Origin of the sequence: Euryhalocaulis sp. (genome assembly GCF_013911995.1) — a bacterium.
In the GTDB taxonomy this organism is placed as follows: domain Bacteria; phylum Pseudomonadota; class Alphaproteobacteria; order Caulobacterales; family Maricaulaceae; genus Euryhalocaulis; species Euryhalocaulis caribicus.
Window position 1 is genome coordinate 55884 of sequence record NZ_JACESD010000009.1, and the last position, 17362, is coordinate 73245.

General features: G+C 66.3%; 19 protein-coding genes and 2 tRNA genes. 14 read left to right on the forward strand and 7 right to left on the reverse strand.

All coding sequences use genetic code 11. The features are described 5' to 3' along the window. The first annotated feature begins 4 nt into the window (after positions 1-4). The 5 genes from H2040_RS04020 to thpR are packed head-to-tail and all read left to right on the forward strand — an operon-like array spanning position 5 to position 4932. Positions 5-643 (forward strand): hypothetical protein, encoded by a 639-nt coding sequence (locus H2040_RS04020; protein ID WP_287154672.1) that lies wholly within the window; start codon positions 5-7, stop codon positions 641-643. Positions 644-685: 42 nt separating this feature from the next. Continuing rightward, positions 686-1909: an MFS transporter gene (locus tag H2040_RS04025; RefSeq protein ID WP_287154674.1), complete on the forward strand. Its 1224-nt coding sequence runs from the start codon at positions 686-688 to the stop codon at positions 1907-1909. Beyond that, complete coding sequence (locus H2040_RS04030) at positions 1909-2919, forward strand: esterase-like activity of phytase family protein (RefSeq protein WP_287154676.1); 1011 nt, start codon at positions 1909-1911, stop codon at positions 2917-2919. Before H2040_RS04025 ends, H2040_RS04030 begins: the two co-directional genes overlap by 1 nt. 12 nt (positions 2920-2931) lie before the next feature. Then, positions 2932-4380, forward strand: a complete 1449-nt coding sequence (locus H2040_RS04035; protein ID WP_022698563.1) for a TrkH family potassium uptake protein — start codon at positions 2932-2934, stop codon at positions 4378-4380. Between the two features lie 9 nt (positions 4381-4389). Then, on the forward strand, positions 4390-4932 hold the full coding sequence (thpR, locus tag H2040_RS04040; RefSeq protein WP_287154679.1) for an RNA 2',3'-cyclic phosphodiesterase: 543 nt from the start codon (positions 4390-4392) through the stop codon (positions 4930-4932). Here thpR and H2040_RS04045 read toward each other — a convergent pair. Both H2040_RS04045 and tsaD read right to left on the reverse strand, forming a co-directional pair. Next, positions 4929-5933 (reverse strand): NAD(P)H-dependent glycerol-3-phosphate dehydrogenase, encoded by a 1005-nt coding sequence (locus tag H2040_RS04045; RefSeq protein WP_287154681.1) that lies wholly within the window; start codon positions 5931-5933, stop codon positions 4929-4931. The two genes, thpR and H2040_RS04045, sit on opposite strands and share 4 nt — an antisense overlap. After that, positions 5930-7072: a tRNA (adenosine(37)-N6)-threonylcarbamoyltransferase complex transferase subunit TsaD gene (gene tsaD, locus H2040_RS04050; RefSeq protein ID WP_287154683.1), complete on the reverse strand. Its 1143-nt coding sequence runs from the start codon at positions 7070-7072 to the stop codon at positions 5930-5932. Before tsaD ends, H2040_RS04045 begins: the two co-directional genes overlap by 4 nt. A gap of 34 nt (positions 7073-7106) precedes the next feature. On the opposite strand from tsaD, the gene hemC reads away from it, so the two are divergent. From hemC to H2040_RS04080, 6 genes are all read left to right on the forward strand, one after another. Further along, positions 7107-8057, forward strand: coding sequence for a hydroxymethylbilane synthase (gene hemC, locus H2040_RS04055; RefSeq protein ID WP_287154685.1), 951 nt, complete (start codon positions 7107-7109; stop codon positions 8055-8057). Then, complete coding sequence (locus H2040_RS04060; protein WP_287154687.1) at positions 8054-8752, forward strand: uroporphyrinogen-III synthase; 699 nt, start codon at positions 8054-8056, stop codon at positions 8750-8752. Before hemC ends, H2040_RS04060 begins: the two co-directional genes overlap by 4 nt. Positions 8753-8811: 59 nt before the next feature. Next, positions 8812-9921 carry a COG4223 family protein gene (locus tag H2040_RS04065; RefSeq protein WP_287154689.1) on the forward strand — a complete coding sequence of 370 codons (1110 nt, stop codon included), beginning with the start codon at positions 8812-8814 and terminating at the stop codon, positions 9919-9921. Continuing rightward, positions 9918-11543, forward strand: coding sequence for a heme biosynthesis protein HemY (locus H2040_RS04070; RefSeq protein ID WP_287154691.1), 1626 nt, complete (start codon positions 9918-9920; stop codon positions 11541-11543). Before H2040_RS04065 ends, H2040_RS04070 begins: the two co-directional genes overlap by 4 nt. A gap of 86 nt (positions 11544-11629) precedes the next feature. After that, a tRNA-Thr gene (locus H2040_RS04075) sits at positions 11630-11705 on the forward strand. A 205-nt stretch (positions 11706-11910) separates the two neighbouring features. After that, positions 11911-12087: a hypothetical protein gene (locus tag H2040_RS04080; RefSeq protein ID WP_022698555.1), complete on the forward strand. Its 177-nt coding sequence runs from the start codon at positions 11911-11913 to the stop codon at positions 12085-12087. Positions 12088-12804: 717 nt separating this feature from the next. Here H2040_RS04080 and folD read toward each other — a convergent pair. From folD to H2040_RS04095, 3 genes are read right to left on the reverse strand one after another with little or no spacing between them, the layout of a single operon-like run. Next, positions 12805-13701 (reverse strand): bifunctional methylenetetrahydrofolate dehydrogenase/methenyltetrahydrofolate cyclohydrolase FolD, encoded by an 897-nt coding sequence (gene folD, locus H2040_RS04085; RefSeq protein WP_287154694.1) that lies wholly within the window; start codon positions 13699-13701, stop codon positions 12805-12807. Positions 13702-13703: 2 nt separating this feature from the next. Next, positions 13704-14012 carry a DUF167 family protein gene (locus tag H2040_RS04090; protein ID WP_287154696.1) on the reverse strand — a complete coding sequence of 103 codons (309 nt, stop codon included), beginning with the start codon at positions 14010-14012 and terminating at the stop codon, positions 13704-13706. Further along, the gene (locus tag H2040_RS04095; protein WP_022698898.1) at positions 14009-14302 is read right to left on the reverse strand and encodes a YggT family protein; all 294 of its coding nucleotides are present in this window, start codon (positions 14300-14302) and stop codon (positions 14009-14011) included. The genes H2040_RS04090 and H2040_RS04095 overlap by 4 nt, the downstream gene beginning before the upstream one ends. A 130-nt stretch (positions 14303-14432) precedes the next feature. Between H2040_RS04095 and H2040_RS04100 the strand changes: the two genes are divergently transcribed. After that, positions 14433-14508, forward strand: a tRNA-Ala gene (locus tag H2040_RS04100). Positions 14509-14586: 78 nt separating this feature from the next. On the opposite strand, the gene H2040_RS04105 is transcribed toward H2040_RS04100, so the two are convergent. Together H2040_RS04105 and H2040_RS04110 are read right to left on the reverse strand one after the other, a co-directional pair. Continuing rightward, the gene (locus H2040_RS04105; RefSeq protein ID WP_287154700.1) at positions 14587-15282 is read right to left on the reverse strand and encodes a class I SAM-dependent methyltransferase; all 696 of its coding nucleotides are present in this window, start codon (positions 15280-15282) and stop codon (positions 14587-14589) included. 41 nt (positions 15283-15323) lie between these two features. Next, positions 15324-16043 (reverse strand): ZIP family metal transporter, encoded by a 720-nt coding sequence (locus H2040_RS04110; protein ID WP_022698896.1) that lies wholly within the window; start codon positions 16041-16043, stop codon positions 15324-15326. A gap of 127 nt (positions 16044-16170) precedes the next feature. Here H2040_RS04110 and H2040_RS04115 point away from each other — a divergent pair, with 127 nt between their 5' ends. Together H2040_RS04115 and H2040_RS04120 are read left to right on the forward strand one after the other, a co-directional pair. After that, positions 16171-16767 carry a DUF3299 domain-containing protein gene (locus tag H2040_RS04115; protein ID WP_287154704.1) on the forward strand — a complete coding sequence of 199 codons (597 nt, stop codon included), beginning with the start codon at positions 16171-16173 and terminating at the stop codon, positions 16765-16767. Positions 16768-16769: 2 nt separating this feature from the next. Then, positions 16770-17362, forward strand: a 593-nt coding sequence (locus H2040_RS04120) for an ATP-binding cassette domain-containing protein (protein ID WP_287154706.1), incomplete at its 3' end; no start/stop codon positions are given.

Consider the following 17362-nt stretch of genomic DNA (forward strand, 5'->3'; position numbering starts at 1 on the left):
ACCGATGGCGATACGCGAAATTTTCCTGATCACGGCCTGCGCCGCGGCGCTCAGCGCCTGCGGCGACCGGGATACGACCGAACGGGCGGACACGGCGATTGAACCGCCGGCGGAGGATTCCGCGATGCAAAGCGCACAGGAAGACACGGACGCCCCGGCGCAGTCCTCTGAAACGGCGGCTGACCAGGCCGATACGGCCCTGGCCGACGCCGCGCCCGCGCCGCAGACGCGCCCGGCGGACGGCGCCATGAACGCGCCCACCCTTCAGGGCAGTTATTCGGAAGGGGACCTCTCGGCCGAATGGGATGCATGGTTCGTGGACGGGCAGCTGATCCGCGTGGTCGAGCGTCAGGATCTGGGCGAATATGGCGGCTCCGAAGTCCTGATCCAGTACGGCGCGGACGGGCAGCCGGTGAAGTTTACCGAGACCGGCGAGCGCGTGATCGTCGGCGAAGGTTCGGGCGAGCCGGAAACGCTGCCCTTCGCGAAAGAGCTGTATTTCGAGAATGGCGAATATACGCGCGGCCACTCCAACCAGGACGGCCGCGAAGGCCAGCCGGAGGACCGTGAAGTGTTCGCCGCCACGCAACTGGCGCTGGATGCGCGGGAACGCGCACTCGAAAAACACGACCCGGCGGAGTAAGAGAGCGGCCACGCTCAAGCGGCCGCACGGTCTGGACACGCCTTGAATTTTTTTCGGCTCTTATGGAAGGAGCCCGCCCTGATCGGGTTCGGGCTGTTGTTCTGCTTCGGCTCCAGCGTCGGACAGACCTTCTTCATTTCGCTGTTCGTGCCGTCATGGAGCGAGACATTCGGCCTGTCGGAGGCCGGGTTCGCCAATATCTATCTGGCGATCACCCTGTTCAGCGGATTCTCGCTTCCCTTTATCGGCCGCCTCATCGACCGCACCGACCTGATGACCTATTCGGCGGCGGTCTGCGTGTTCCTCAGCCTGGGCTGTTTCCTGATCGCCGGCGCGTGGAGTCTGGCGCCGCTGGCGGTCGGCATGGCTTTCGTGAGGCTGGGCGGGCAGGGGCTGATGTCTCACGTCGCCCTGACCTCCATCGCGCGTTTCTTCCATGGCGACCGGGGCAAGGCGCTGGCGCTGTCCACGCTTGGCTTTCCGCTGGGTGAATTCATGCTGCCCGCGCTGGCGGTGTTCGCCATAGGCGCGGCGGGCTGGCGCATGACCTATTCGATTTCCGGCGCCGCCGTGGCGCTGATCATTCCGCTGGCGATCATGCTGATCATGCGGCGGGAGGATTTCAGGCGGGCCGCCTCTGACGGACCCGCCAATGCCGATGACGGGCCGCCGCCGCGCGTCTTCCGCACCGCCTATTTCCTGCTGGTCGCGCCGCTGTTCATGGCGGGTCCGCTTCTGGTCACCGCGCTGATTTTCCATCAGGGCCTGATCGCCGAGGCCAAGGGCATGACGCTGCAGATCTTCGCCGCCGCTTTCACGGTTTTCGCCGTGGCGCAGGTGGCGGGATCGCTGATTTCCGGCCCCCTGATTGACCGCTACACCGCGCATCGCCTGTTTCCCCTTCACCTGATCCCGTTCGCGCTTGGTCCGCTGGCCCTTATCGTCAGCGCCAGCCTGCCGGCGGTGATCCTCTATATGGCGCTGGCGGGCGCGACGGCCGGACTGGGCGGCACGATCCGCAACGCCATCATCGCCGAGCTGGTGCGTCCCGAACGGCTGGGCGCGGCGCGCAGCGCCATGACCGCCTTCATGGTGGTGTCCACGGCCATCGGTCCGGCGCTGTTTGGCTGGATGATGCTGGCCGGTGTCACGATTGACGGGCTTTTATGGTTTACCATCGCGGCCTTGCTGGTGATCAGCGTGATTGGCGCGCTGGCGGAATATCCGGGCTGGGTGCGCCGGCCTGAAGCGGAGTCACGCGCATAATGCTTGCAATCTGTTTTGCCCTGACCGCCGCGCTGTCGCCGCTGGCCGAAGACCCGCCGAAAGATCCGGGCATTATTCGCGTCGATACCGCGCCGGTGCACATGAACCCGGAAGACCCTTCGCAATCGACGGTCGGGCGCCTGACCTATCTGGGCGGGGTGGAGCTGCATTCCCAGGATTCCCGCTTTGGCGGATTTTCGGCGCTGGAGCTGGAACGCGCGGACCCGGACGCGCTGTCCGGCGGGCTGATCAGCGATTCAGGCATGGCTGGCGAAATCGTCATCGGTCTGGATGAACGCGGCGGGCCGCAATCGGTCATGCTGCGCGGCTATCCGTTTCTGGACGATGCGGGCGCGCCTCTGAGCAAGGCGCGCGGCGATTCCGAGGGCTTGGCCTCTCATGGCGGGGTTATCGCGGTGTCGTTCGAGCGCGACCACCGCATCGAATATTACCACCCCGATACAAACACCCGCGCGGAGGGGCCGAAACTGATGGGGCTCGACCCGCTGGACAGCAATCACGGGATAGAGGCGCTGGCCTTCCTCCCTGACGGCCGCCTGCTGGCCGGCGAGGAAAGCATCAACGCCATTGGCGGCTGGCATCCTGTCTGGCGGTTCGAGGGCCCGTCCGAACGCTCCGGCCCGGCCTTCGAGATTGCGGCGGCGGGCGGCGGCTTCGGACTGGTGGGCATGGATGTGACGCCGGCCGGAAATCTGGTGCTGCTGGAGCGTTTCTATCTACCGGGCGTGGGAAACCGCGCGGCGGTCAGCTGGCTGGACGGCGAAACCGCGGCTGCGGCGGAGGGGCGGGTTCAGCCGATACGGCTGGCCATCATCGAACCGCCCCTGACGCTGGATAATTTCGAAGGGATCGCGGCGACCGGACAGTCTGACGGCTCGACGGCGCTGTGGCTGATCTCGGACGATAACTTCTCCAACAGCCAGCGCACCCTGCTGATGGGATTCACGTTCGACGAAGCCGCGCTGGCCAGAGAGGCGAAGGCCGAGTAGAGCCATGGCGTCATGCGCTTCCTGAGCCCGGTTTTCTATCCCCTTGGCCTGCTGCTTCTGGCGCTGGCCGGGGCGATGTTCCTGACGGCGTGGCTGGACGTCGCCAATGCGGGCTGGCGCTGGTCGGGCTTTTTCCTGTCGTCCTTTTTCACCGCCTTCGCCGGGGCGGCGCTGGCGCTGATGTTCCGCGGGACGCGCATCCGGCTGACGCTGCGGCAGGGATTCCTGCTGACGGTCGTGGCGTGGTTCACGGCGTCGATCTTCGGCGCGCTGCCTTTCGTCTTCGGTCCGCTGAAACTGACGCTGGCGGACGCGGTGTTCGAAAGCGTCTCCGGCCTGACCACGACCGGATCCACCGTGTTGTCGGGCCTCAACGACATGCCGGCTTCCATCCTGCTCTGGCGGTCTTTCCTGCAATGGCTGGGCGGGATCGGGATTATCGGCATGTCCATCGCGCTGTTGCCCTTCCTGCAGGTCGGCGGGATGCAGCTGTTCGAGATCGAACGCTCCGACGGGCCGGACAAGGTGCTGCCGCGTCCGGGCCAGATCGCGGCGGGCATTCTGGGCATCTATGTCGCCATGACGGTCGCCTGCGGCGTGCTGTACGAGTTTTTCGGCATGTCGATGTTCGAGGCCGCGAACCACGCCATGACCACCATCGCCACGGGCGGCTATGCGGTTCTGGATTCCTCGTTCGGCGGTTATGGCGGCGCGATCCAGTGGACAGCGACGGTCTTCATGGCGCTCGCCGCGCTGCCTTTCCTGCTCTATCTGCGCCTTCTGGTCGGGGGCTCGGAATCGGCGCGGCTGTTTCTGGACAGCCAGGTTCGCCTGTTCCTGATACTGATCTCCGCACTGACCGTGATCCTGTCTTTTTGGCTGATGTTTCACGGGCACGCCGTGGAATTCTCGCTAAGGCAGGCCGCGTTCAACATCGTCTCGGTCATTACCACGACCGGCTTTGCCTCCGCCGACTACACGCTGTGGGGCGCGTTCCCGGTCGGGTTGTTCTTCGTGCTGACCTTCATTGGCGGGTGCACGGGCTCGACGGCGGGCGGCATCAAGATTTTCCGGTTCGAGATATTGAGCCGCCTTGTCGCCTGGCGATTCAAGCGCCTGACCTCGCCCAACCGCATGATCCCGGAAACCTATGGCGGCAAACGCATCGACCAGCAGCTGAAGGACGACGTCACCACGTTTTTCGCGCTGTTCGTCCTGTGTTTTCTGGGCGTGGCGCTGGCGCTGGCGATGATCGGGCTGGATTTTGCGACGGCGTTTTCCGGCGCGGCGACGGCGCTGGCCAATGTCGGCCCGGGCATTGGCGACATCATCGGCCCGGCGGGCAATTTCCAGAGCCTGCCGGACGCGGCCAAATGGACTCTGGTCTTCGCCATGCTTCTGGGGCGGCTGGAGCTGTTTCCCATCCTCGTCTTCTTGAGCCCGGCCTACTGGCGGCGTTAGGGAGGACGCATGACGTTGCGCCTGTTTACCGCCATCGAGATTCCCGAAGAGGCCGCGGACCGCCTTGTGCCGCTGCAAAAGGGCGTGGGCGGGGCGAAATGGCGGCCGCGCGAGAATTTCCACATCACGCTCAGCTTCTTCGGCGAGCTGGAGGAGCCGGACGCGGCGGAGCTGGACGCCAATCTCGCTCAGATCGACCAGCCGCCGTTCGAGGTGACGCTGAAAGGCGCGGGGTGTTTCGGGAACAAGGATCCGCACGCGCTGTGGATCGGCGTGGAGGAGAACGCGTCGCTGACCCGTCTGGCGGCGGCCTGCAACAAGGCGGCGCGGCAAAGCGGTCTGGCGCCGGACAAGCGCCCCTTCACGCCGCATGTGACGATGGCCTATCTGAACGGCGCGGAGATCAAGCGCGTGATCAGCTTCGTGCAGCGCCTGACACTGTTCGAGCTGCCCAGCTTCCCCGTCGACCGGTTCGAGCTATGGTCCTCTCGCCCCGCAAAATACGGCGCGAACCATTATATTTCGGAAGCGGAGTATCCGCTGAGGGGCTAGAGCCGCTCGGTCTTGATCGGCCGGTTGAGCAATTCCTCGATAGCGCCCTCGACGCTGACCCTGTCCTCCAGAATCGCCGCCACGGCCTGACAGATCGGCATTTCAATGCCGTGCTTGTCGGCCAGCGCCACCACGGCCGGGGCCGTCGCCACCCCTTCCGTCACCGCCTTGCGGCCGGACATGATGGCGTCCAGCGGCACGCCGCGGCCCAGCGCCATGCCGCAGCTCATATTGCGGGAATTGGTGGACGAACAGGTCAGAACCAGATCGCCCAGCCCGCACAGACCGGACAGCGTTTCCGCCTTCGCGCCCATGGCCACGCCCAGCCGCGCCATTTCCGCAAAGCCCCGCGTCATCAACGCTGCATGGGCGGACGCGCCCAGATCCTTGCCCTCCGAAATGCCGCAGGCGATGGCCAGCACGTTCTTGATCGCGCCGCCGACTTCCGCCCCGATCAGATCGTCGGCCAGGTATGGACGGAAGGCGGGGATGGAGATGGTCTCGGCCAACTTCATGCCCAGCGCCTCGTCCGCGCAGGCCAGCGTGACGGCGGTGGGCAGGCCGCGCGCGACATCAATGGCGAAGCTGGGACCGGACAGGACCGCCGCTGGCGCGCCGGGCAGGGTTTCGGCCAGCACGTCGGTCATCAGCTTGCCGGTGTCGCGCTCGATCCCCTTGGCGCACAGCACCACGGGCGCGCCCTTGGCGATATGCGGCGCGGCGCCTTCCAGAACGCTGCGCAGATGCTGCGCCGGCACCACGGCCAGCACGGCCTCGCAGTCGGCCAGGTCCTCGTAATCGCCGGTGGCGGTGACGCCGTCTTCCACGTCAACGCCGGGCAGGTAAATCTCGTTCTCGCCTTCCTCGCGGATCGCCTCGACCACGCTCGGCTCATGCGCCCACAGGACGACGTCACGGCCTGCGCGGGCCAGCACCTGCGCCAGCGCCGTGCCCCACGCGCCCGCGCCCAGAACGGCGACTTTGGAGAAGGCTTCACTCATGCTTTGGGTCCTTTTCTGCCCGCGCCGGAGGCGGGGTCATCGGCGGCGGCGCGCTGGTCCAGCGGCCAGCGCGGGCGCGCCGGCGCGTCCAGATCACTGATCTCGCCGCGTTTCAGCCGCTCCGCCCCGGCAAGGGCGATCATCACGGCGTTGTCTGTGCACCATTTTGCGGGCGGGGCGCTGAGCGTAAAGCCGAAATCGGCGCAGGCCGCCTCCAGCGCGCTCTTCACCGCCTTGTTCGCAGCCACGCCCCCGGCCACCACGAAGCGGCGCGCCGCCTCGTCCGGGTGGCGCTCGATAAACATCGCCATCGCCTTGCGCGACCGGTCGGCCAGGCAGTCCGCGATGGCCGCCTGAACGGAAGCGGCCAGATCGTTACGGTCCTGTTCGTCCGGATTGTCCAGCGCGTCCCAGGCCCGGCGGGCGGCGGTCTTCAGCCCGGCGAAAGAGAAATCGGCATTGGGCGAGCGGGTCAGGGGACGCGGCAGGTCGAAGCGGGTTGCGTCGCCGCTCAGCGCCGCCCGCTCCATCGCCGGTCCGCCGGGATAGCCCAGCTGCATGATCTTGGCGGTCTTGTCGAACGCCTCGCCCGCGGCATCGTCGATGGTGGAGCCAAGCCGCGTCATCTCGGTCAGGTCATCCACCGCCAGAAGCTGCGTATGACCGCCGGAAATCAGAAGCAGAAGATAGGGGAACGGGCATGCGCCGGTGAGGCGCGGGGAGAGGGCGTGCCCCTCCAGATGGTTCACCGCGATCAGCGGAATATCGGCGGCCAGCGAAATCGCCTTCGCCGTCATCAGCCCCACCATCACCCCGCCCACCAGGCCGGGGCCGGATGTCGCGGCGACCGCGTCCAGATCCGCGAACCCCATTTGCGCCTCGTCCAGCGCGCGCCGGATCAGCGCGTCCAGCGCGTCGACATGGGCGCGGGCGGCGATCTCCGGCACCACTCCGCCGAACGGGGTGTGTTCCTCGATCTGGCTATAGACGCAGTCGGCCAGCACCTCGGCGGACCCGTCCTCGCGCAGGCGCAGGACCGCCGCGGCGGTTTCGTCGCAGCTTGTTTCAAGCCCCAGCACGACAAGCCCGCTTGAAGCGGACGCGCCTTGCGGTTTGGATGGGTCGGCGGCAAAAGCCATGTCAGTCCAACCGATTAAGGCCCCGATCCCCTCCATGCAATCACCCCTTGTCATTGGAACGCGCGGCTCCCCCCTGGCGCTGGCCCAGACCAGACAGGTCCGCCGCGCGCTGGCCGTTGCGCTGGAAGTGCCGGTGGAAGAGGAAGAACGCCTCTTCCCGATCGAGGTCATCAAGACCAGCGGCGACCGGATCCAGGACCGCCGCCTGATCGAGGCGGGCGGCAAGGGCCTGTTCACGAAAGAGATCGAGGAAGCGCTTCTGGAGGGCCGGATCGGTCTCGCCATTCACTCCATGAAGGATGTGCCGACGGAAAATCCGGACGGTCTGGTTCTGGCCGGCAGTCCGCCGCGCGAGGACCCGCGCGATGCGTTCATCTGCTATGACGCCGCCACGCTGGACGACCTGCCCGCGGGCGCCCGTATCGGCACGGCCAGCCTGCGGCGTCAGGCGCAGACGCTGAACCGGCGCCCGGATCTGGAGATCGTCAATCTGCGCGGCAATGTCGGGACGCGGCTGGACAAGATCGCGGCGGGTGAGGCGGACGCCACCTATCTGGCCGTTTCCGGCCTGAAACGTCTCGGCCGTCCCGAACTGACCGAAAATCCCATGCCGGTGGAGGTCATGCTGCCCGCCGCCGCGCAGGGCGCGCTGGCCCTGCAAGTGCGGGAGGACGATGCGCGGGCGCTGGAGATCGCCGCCCATGTCGCGGACCGCCAGACGACCATCGCCATCGCCGCCGAACGCGCTTTTCTGGCCGCGCTCGACGGCTCCTGCCGCACGCCCATCGCCGCGCTGGCTGAGATCGCAGACGGCGATCTGCGGCTGCGGGGGGAGGCTCTGACCCCGGACGGCGCGCAGAAATGGGCGCGTGACGCCCGCGCGCCGTTGTCGGGCGATTTCGTCGCCATCGCCCGCATGCTGGGCGAGACGATTGGCGGTGAAATCCGCGAGGAGGCGGGCGACGCCATCCGGTACGAACTTTGAAGAAAATCTGGATCACCCGCTCCGAACCGGGCGCGTCCAAGACGGCCGAACGTCTGCGCGAACGGGGTTATGAACCGCTGGTCGCGCCGCTGCTGACTATTGAACCCGCGCCAAAGCTGAACCGCGACCCGTCGCAATATCAGGCGGTCCTGTTCACCAGCGCCAACGGCGTCCGCGCCTTCGCCGCGCTCAGCGATGCGCGCCTGCGGGCGCTGTGCGTCGGCGACGCCACGGCGGAAGCGGCGCGGGAGGCCGGCTTCGCGGACGTGGAGAGCGCCGCGGGCGATGCGGACGATTTGCTGGCTCTTTCGCAGCGGACGCTGGACCCGGCGGGCGGGCCGGTTCTGTTCGCTTCAGGCGAACATATCGCCGCGAAAATCCATCAGTCGCTGGGGAAGGCCGGCTATTCGGTCGACCGCAGCATCGTCTATCGCGCCGCCGCCGCCGATTCGATTCCTAAGGCCGCGCAGGAGGCCATCGAAGCGGGCGGCATAGACGTGGTGTTGTTTCATTCCGCGCGCGCGGCGGAGGCCTTTACGCTTGTGGTCCCGGCCCGGATCGCCCGGCTTTTCCGCTATGTCACGATCAGCAGGAACGCCGCGGGGCCGCTTTTCATTCCCTATGAAACCGCGGCCAAACCGGATGAGGAATCTCTCCTCGCGACGCTGGATCGCATCTGCCGGCGGGCGCGCTGACTTGTTCGCCCGGTGGGCGGCATCCTACATAGAGACCGTCCGCACAGACACGAGGCTCCATGAGCGACGATCCCAAGAGCGACGACCCCGGCGCGGCCCCGCCCGAGTCAGAACCGATTGACGCCGAATTCGCTGAAGTCAGAGACACGCGCCAATCCGGCGGCGTTGGTTTCGGCGCGCTTGTCTTCTCGATCATCTTCGCCGCGCTTGTCGGCGGCGCGCTGGGCGGATCCGCCGCGTGGTGGCTGGACCGCCGCGCGCCGGACGCCGCGCCCGCGCAGACTGTCGATCTCGGCCCGCTGGAAGCCCGCATCGCAAAGCTTGAGGAAGATCAGTCCGCGCTCGAACGCCGTCTGGCGAACGCGCCCGCGCCCTCGACCGAGGATTCACAGGCGCGCAACCAGCTGGCGGATATGGAAAGCCGTCTGACCACGCTGTCTGAAGAGGTGGAAGAGGTCAGAAGCGGCCAGAATGGCGAGCGTTTCGACCCCGCGCCGCTGCGGCAGCGTCTGGATACGCTGCTGGACCGTATCGCGGCGCTGGAATCGCGTCCCTCGGGACAGGATGAACGCGCGGGCGAGGCCTTGAACCGCGCTGATACGGCCAACCGCAACGCGCAACAGGCGCAGTCTCAGCTCCAGTCCCTGCAAACCCGCCTGACGGCGCTGGAGCAGAGTGCGGGGAGCGACCGCAAGGCTCAGACGGCCTTCCAGTACGCCGCCCTGCGCGAGGCCGCCCTGCGCGGCGCGCCGTTCCAGCTGGAGCTGGCGGCGCTGGAGAATGAAACCGACGCCCGGGCGCTGGATGTTCTGCGCCCGCTGGCCGCAGCCGGCGTGGCGACGGAGGCCGAGCTTCTGGAAACCTTGCCCGTCTCGGAGGTGCGCGCGGCGCGGCAGGGCGAGGCGAGCCTCGCCGAGCGCGCGCGCGGCGCTTTCTCCGGGCTTGGCACGCTCCGGCGCTCTGACGAGGAAGCCTCCGGCGATCCGCTGGATGTCGCGCGCGCCAGCCTGAAAGCCGGCGACCTCGAAGCCGCCATTCAAGCCATGGAAAGCCTGACCGGCGCGCCCGCCGACGCCGCCAGCGACTGGCTGGATGATGCCCGCGCCCGGCGCCAGGCGATTTCCGCCCTTGACGATTTACGTGATCAACTGATGGAGGCCGCCCCATGAGGCGCCTGGTCCCGATCCTGATTATCGCCGCCCTCGCGGCGGCCTTTGCGGCCTGGATCGCCGCTTCGCCCGGCGCGGCGACGCTGGAATTCCGCGGCTGGGTCTTCGAGACCACGGCCGGGGCGGCGCTGTTCATCCTGCTGACGCTGGGCGTGCTGATGGCGGTGCTGTGGCGCTCCATCGGCTGGTTGATGAACTTGCCCGAACGGCTGCGGGACTCGGCGGCGCGTTCGCGCCAGACGCGCGGCTATGACGCGCTGGAAAAGGCGCTGATCGCCTCGGCCTCGGGCGAGGGCGGGGAGGCGCGAAAACAGGCGCAGAGCGCGGGCCGCCTTCTGGACCGTCCGGCCATTTCCCGCATTCTCACCGCCCGCGCGGCGGAAGCCGACGGGCTGATCGGCGAAGCGGAATCGCAATACCGCCTGCTGCTGGAATCGCCCGGCACGGAAGTGGTCGGCCGCCGGGGCCTTGCCGCCGCGGCGTTCGAGCGCGGAGATCTGGCCAGCGCCAGCGAACACGCCCGCGCGGCCTTCGAGGCGCGCCCGGCCAGCCGCTGGGCGTTCGAGACGCTGTTCGAGGCGCAGGTCCGTCAGGCCAAGTGGAACGACGCGGCCGCAACCCTGAAAACCGGCGAGGCGGAAGCCCATGTGCCGCCCGACAACGCGCAGCGCCGCCGCGCCGTGCTGCTGACCGCGCAGGCGCGCCAGGCGGAGACGCAGGGCCAGATGGAGCGCGCGGGCCGCCTTTCAGAGACCGCCGCGCGCCTGTCGCCCGGTTTTGCGCCCGCCGTGGCGCTGGCCTCCCGCCTGTTGCTGGAGGGCGGCTATCCGCGCAAGGCTTCTCGCCTGATCGAGGATTCCTGGCGCGCCGCGCCGCATCCCGCGCTCGCCATTGCGTGGCGGGACCTGAAACCGGACGAGCCCAATCTTGACCGCGCCGAGCGGCTGGAAAAACTCGCCGCGCTCAATCCCGATCACCGCGAAAGCCGCATCCAGCGCGCCGAGGCGGCGCTGCTGCGCGACGACATGGTAAAGGCGCGGGACGAGTTGAAACCCTTGATCGACCGCGACGCGCCCAGCGCCCGGCTCTGCGGCCTGATGGCCCAGATCGAGCACAAGAGCGGCCATATCGAAGAGGCGCGCGACTGGATCGACCGCGCGGCCAGCGCGCCGGGCGAGGCCGACTGGTCGGACCTCGACCCCGACGGGCCGGCCTTCGACTATCGCGACGAGGACTGGATGCGCATGGTGTTCAGCTATGGCGACGCCGCCAAGCTGATCCATCCGCGCCATGAGCGTTATGAGCGCGAGATCCAGCTTGCCCCGCCGCTGGCCGCGCTGCCCGCGCCGGAGCCGGAAAAGCCCGAACCGGCCGTCGAGCCGGACTATGCCTCGGCCGCGGTTATCGCGCCGCCGGAAGAGACGCCGGAGCCGGAATCCGAACCGGAAAAACCCGAACCGGCGCCCAAGCCGCGGAAACCGCGCGCCGCCAGGCCGAAAGACAAGGATCGCGCGCCGGAGGCCAGCCCGCCCCCGCCGCCGCCCGATGACCCGGGCCCGGAAGGCGAGACATACGAGGAAGCGGGGGATGACGCCCTGACCCGTTCACGCAAGTTCAGCTGACGCTCCTTGCGTGAATGTCAGTGCAGCTTCATTGCGCGCTTGCCCCCGCGCGGCGGAGAGATTAGCTTCCGCGCGCTTCAAACGGGGCCGCTTTAGCTCAGCTGGTAGAGCACATCATTCGTAATGATGGGGTCAGGTGTTCGAGTCACCTAAGCGGCACCATTTTCTCCTTCCTCCCCTGGAAAACCCGATCCTTTTATCCCGGCGGCGCGCCTGCGCCCGCGGGCAAGGCGTGTACGATCTCGTTAAGGTCTGGCCGGGAGATTTAAATTTTTAAGTTTCAGATCAACGCCTTGGTATCGGGTAAGGATTAATCTTCGCTGTGCAGGGCGGGGAATGGCCGCCGGTTTCGGGAACGGCAGGGGCAATGGCCTATTACGCGACGCGGCAGGTGCTGGACGATCTGGAGCAGATACGCGCGACGCTGCAGGAGGCGTCCGAGGTCATGGCCGACTTTCAGGACGTGCGTGAATTCGAGAACATGGTGCGCATTGCCGAGACCAAGCTCTCGCGCCTTGTGGAGCTGACGCTCGATACCGCTTGAATAACGCTGCAACGCGGATGTCGTAATGGTGCTATAATGTCCGGCGGGATTTTTCCCGCTTGGGGCATTGTGGGGCCTGTCATGGAAAAGCGGGTCGGAAACGCGGCGACGCAAGTGGCCGGTTCTGACGGTATCAGGCGTCTGGCGGCGGAAGGGCCGCCGGAGGTTCTGAACGCTGTTGAGAGGGAGCTTCTGGCCGAACTCGACGCGCTGCGGAAAGAGCGTTCAGCCACGGCCGAACATCGGGCCCGCGCCACGTTCGTGAGCGACGCTCTCGCGCATATCCAGTCCCGGCGCTCTCTATGGCCCGGCGCAGCGAGACTCCTTCGGAAACTTGCCTTGAAACGGCGTTTCCGGCGCGCCTAGACGGGCAACCTAGAACGCTTCGATGGCCGCGAAATAAAACGCCTCGGAAAACAGCTCCGCGGGCGTGTCGACGGAGCCGGGCTTGACCCAGAGATCGGCAAAAAGACGCGGCCCGCCATCGCCGCCCGGAAAGTCCAGAGCCGCAATCCCTGGATCATCAGGCGCGCCGGCGGGCGTGGCGTCCAGAAAGGCCAGTTCGGCAGCCGCCTCCGCCGTCTCGCTGCCGCTGGCGTCGGGGTCATATTCGTCCCAGATTGTCAGGTCGGCGCTGGCCGTGGAGATGTTCCCGTTCTCATCCTCGATCGTATATTCGAACGAGGCGACGCCCGCGACATAGAAGCCGCTAGCGCGCTAGAGCGCCGGGGGCTTGCGCCAGCCGCGTCTGGCGCAAGCGGCCAGAACGGTATTGCGCAACAGTCCCGCAATGGTCATCGGGCCAACGCCGCCGGGTACAGGTGTAATTGCGCCGGCTGTTTTACTTGCCGCGGCGAAGTCGACATCCCCGATCAGCCGGGTCTTGCCTTCGCCCTTCTCAGGCGCGTCGATGCGATTGATGCCGACATCGATGATCGTGGCGCCCGGCTTGATCCAGTCGCCCTTGACCATTTCCGGGCGGCCCACCGCGGCGATCAGGATGTCGGCCTGACGGCACAGGCCGGGCAGGTCCTGCGTGCGGGAATGGGCGATGGAGACGGTGCAGTTCTTCTCCAGGAACAACATCGCCGCCGGCTTGCCGACCAGGATGGAGCGGCCCAGAACGACGGTGTGCAGCCCCTCCAGCGAGTCCCGAACGGATTCGGCCAGCGTCACGCAGCCCGCGGGCGTGCAGGGCCGCAGGCCCGGGCGGCCCAGAAGCAGCCGTCCGGCGTTGGTCTCGGTCAGGCCGTCGACATCCTTGTCCGGGTCGATTTCCGCGATCACGCGGTCGGAATCGATATGCCGGGGCAGGGGAAGCTGGACCAGGATGCCGTCAATCTGCGGATCGGCGTTCAGACCCTGCACCAGCTCCACGATATCGGCCTCGGCGGTGTCGGCGGGCAGCTTGTGCTCGACGGAGCGCATGCCTGCTTCCTCGGTGAATTTCACCTTGTTGCGGACATAGACCTGGCTGGCCGGATCCTCTCCCACCAGCACCACGGCCAGCGCGGGAGACGCGCCGTGTTCGGCGTTCAGGGCCGTAACGGCCTCGCCCACGCGGGCGCGGAGGTCGGCGGCGATGGATTTTCCGTCGATGATGGCGGCGCTCATGATCAAGTCTCCAGCAGGGCTTCCGCGCGCGCCAGCGCGCCTGATTCCGAAATATGCAGCGTCTTCAAGCGCGACGTGGAGCCGGACTCAAGGGTCACGGCGCCTTTGGGCACAGACAGCGCTTTTGCCGCCAGCGCGATCAGGGCGGTGTTGGCTTTGCCCTTTTCGGGAACGGCCCGCACGCGCGCTTTGAGATATTGCCGGCCTGCGGCGTCCCTGAACGCGCCCTCGAACCGGTCGCCGCTGGCGTTCGGCGTCAGGCGGACGCGCAGGCGGAACCCGTCAGAGACGGATTCCAGCGCATCACTCAAAAGGCGATCTGGAAGATCGCCCAGCAGAGCAGCTTCTTGATCAGCTCAAGGCCGATCAGCGCGATGATGGGGGTGATGTCCACGCCCCCGATCGGCGGAATCACGTTCCGGATGGGGCGCAGTATCGGCTCAGTCAGCGAGTTGGAGAAATGCCAGAAGGACTGGACCAGCTGGTTGTGGCGATTGATGACGTCGAAGGCGATCAGCCAGGACAGAACCGCCTGGATGATGATGACGAGCTGGACCAGAAAAATGATGGTCGAAATCAGCCAGCAAAGAATTCCCGCCACGCGAAACCTCCGAAAATCGCTAGATTGAGGCGTCTTGTATCCCGCCGCATGCGGATGCCGCAAGCACTGCGGCGCCGTCCGCTTGACACCGGCAAGGGCGCCGCCATATAGCCGTGCCTCCCATAGGTGAGGGGCCATAGCTCAGTTGGGAGAGCGCGTCGTTCGCAATGACGAGGTCGGCGGTTCGATTCCGCCTGGCTCCACCATTCCTCCTTCTAAAATCCGCCGATCCCGCCGCCGGGATATAAGCCACGCTCGCCCGCAAGCGGCGACCGGCCCGGTTGTTACTTCCGCCCGTACCAGGCGTGGATCAAAAGCGACTGGAAGAATTGCGTGGGGTTGGATAGGCCGCTGTTCGCCAACATGGCTTCGATGTCCGCCGGCGGGACTACCGCGACATGCTGCTTCATCATGGAAATGCTTTTGGAAACCTCTTCGGCGGTCATGTTTCGCTGCGCCTGCATCGCCGCCCATTTTTCGACCATGCCGTCGAATTTCGGCGAGGCTATGTCGGCGCTGATTTCAGCGTTTATGAGATAGCCGCCGGGCCGCAGATGCGCCGCCATCGCATCGAACATCTCCTGCCGTTCGGCCGTGTCCAGAATGAATTGCGTAACCAGCAGGCACAGGACCGCATCGAATTTTTCGTGCTCATCAAGGTCCGACAGATAGCCATTCACGCATTCGCAGCGGCCGGTGAGCCCGTTTGTCCCGATTTTCTCGCGGCAATTGGCGTGCATGGCTTGCGAGGGTTCGAGGGCGACAAATGTCCAGCCCGGGCGCCGCTCCGCCAGGGCGATAATCTCCGATCCCGTTCCGGCCCCGACGGACAGGATGCGCGCATCATCGGGCAAATCGCCGAGCACGAGATCCATGAGAAAATGGAGATTGCCGACAATCGCCGTCATTCTCTCATTGCGGGCGTCGTAGTTTTCAGCGTGTTGCTGATCGAAGAACGAGACAGGGTCCTGCCGGGTCATCGGCCATCTCCGTGTTTTTTGAACAGGCCGGGCGGGTGCAATCAGACCTGCGCGTGCGCAAGCGTGATGGCGATGGCCATTGCGCCGCCTGCGGCCAGCGCCGCCCAGACGCGCCGCAGCGGCTTCGTCTTCAGGCTCGGCGCCAGATTGATCGCTCCGACATAGAAGAGCAGTCCGGCGGACAGCCCCAGCATCTCTGCCAGCGCCACCGTTCCCATCCCCTCAACGAAGGGCGCTATCGTGAGAACGCCCAGCGGCGTGGTCAGGGAGGCGGCGAACAGCGACAGCCAGAAGGCCGGCCGCGCGGCCATGCCGGCGCGCGTCAGCAAGACGAAAACGATGATGCCTTCCGGAAATTCGTGGACCATCAGGCCCAGCGCGGTCAGCACCCCGGTTACAAGGTCGGCCTGGAAGGTGATGGCGTAGACGCCGCCATCCACGAAGGAATGAATGGCGATGCCGATGGCCGGGATCACGCCCAGCGTCAGAACCCGCCGCCGTGCGCCCGCCGCCGCGCCAAGAACAGTCTGCAACAGGAAGCCCAGAGCGATGCCGCCCAGAATGAAAAAGAAAGCGCGCGGGCTTTTCTCCATGGCTTCCGGCGCCAGATGAAACAGCGACAGAATGATCAGCGCGCCGGAGGCGAACGCCGCGAACAGTCCGGCGTGACGCTGCGTCCATTCGGCTCGTGAAGCCACGAGGACGAGCGCCCCGGCCGAGATGGCGGCGGCAATAAGACTGGTCAGAAGCGCAGCGGTCATGGAGTGGGCATTCAGTCCCTGATGGGGCGGGTGGTCCGGCTAAAAATGTTATAGTATAACATCTTGGCCTTTGCGAGCCTTATTTCACTCATATATGCCGTCATGGATGTTCGACGGAAGGGATTCCATGAAAGTCATATTTTCAACTCTTGTTCTGATCGCGCTGACGCTGACCGCGTGCGGCGAGGCCGGCGACCGCGCCGAAGCCAGGACCGCTGAAACGCCCTCCGCCTCCGCGTCTGCCGGCGCGGGCGCGGCGAACACCGGCACGCCGGACGCGCCGCGCAAGCTCACCTGGGATGACCTCATGCCGGTGGGCGAGAGCAAGATTCTCAAGGAATTGATGCAGGAGCACATGACGCGCGTTTCCGATATCCGCGAAGGCAGCGCGAAGGACGAAATGGTGCAGATCGGCACTTTCAATGTTGTTGAATCGCTGGATGGCCAGCATGTGCGCATCCCCGGCTATGTCATTCCGTTCAATTTCAACAAGACCAACGAATATTCCGAATTTCTGCTGGTGCCCTATGCCGGCGCCTGTATCCACGCCCCGCCGCCTCCGCCCAACCAGATCGTCTATGTGAAGGCGGACAAGCCGGTGAAGGTGGAAAGCATCTGGGACGCCGTCTGGGTCGAGGGCGGCCTGAAGACCCAGAAGCATGAGGACGCGCTGAGCGACGCTGCCTACACGCTGACCCTGACCAGCCTGGAAGCGTACCAGTAATCGTGGCCGCGCCCGCCGATCCCGCGATAAGCGCCCGCGCCCTGCGTTTTGCCTGGCCGGACGGCGCGCCGGTGATCGACATGCCGGAGCTGACGGTGGCGCGCGGGGAACGGGTTTTCCTGCAAGGTCCCAGCGGCAGCGGCAAGTCCACATTGCTGGGGCTGATCTGCGGCGTGCTGACTCCGGACAACGGCGAGCTTGAGGTTCTGGGCGCCGATCTGACGCAGATGAGCGCGGCGCGGCGGGACGGTTTCCGGGCCGAAAAGCTCGGCGTGATTTTCCAGCTTTTCAACCTGCTTCCCTATCTCTCGGTGATCGAAAACGTGGCGCTGCCCTGCCGCTTCTCCGCAAAGCGCGCCGCCCGCGCGGCTGAAACAGGCGGCTCGGTGACGGATGAGGCCCGCCGGCTCCTGCAGCGTCTGGGTCTGGAAGACGAATTGATCGACCGGCCCGCCAGCGATCTCAGCGTCGGTCAGCAACAGCGCGTGGCCGCGGCCCGCGCCCTGATCGGCGCGCCGGAGCTGATCATCGCGGACGAGCCGACCTCGGCGCTGGACGCCGCGGCCCGCGACGGCTTCATCGACCTGCTGGCGGA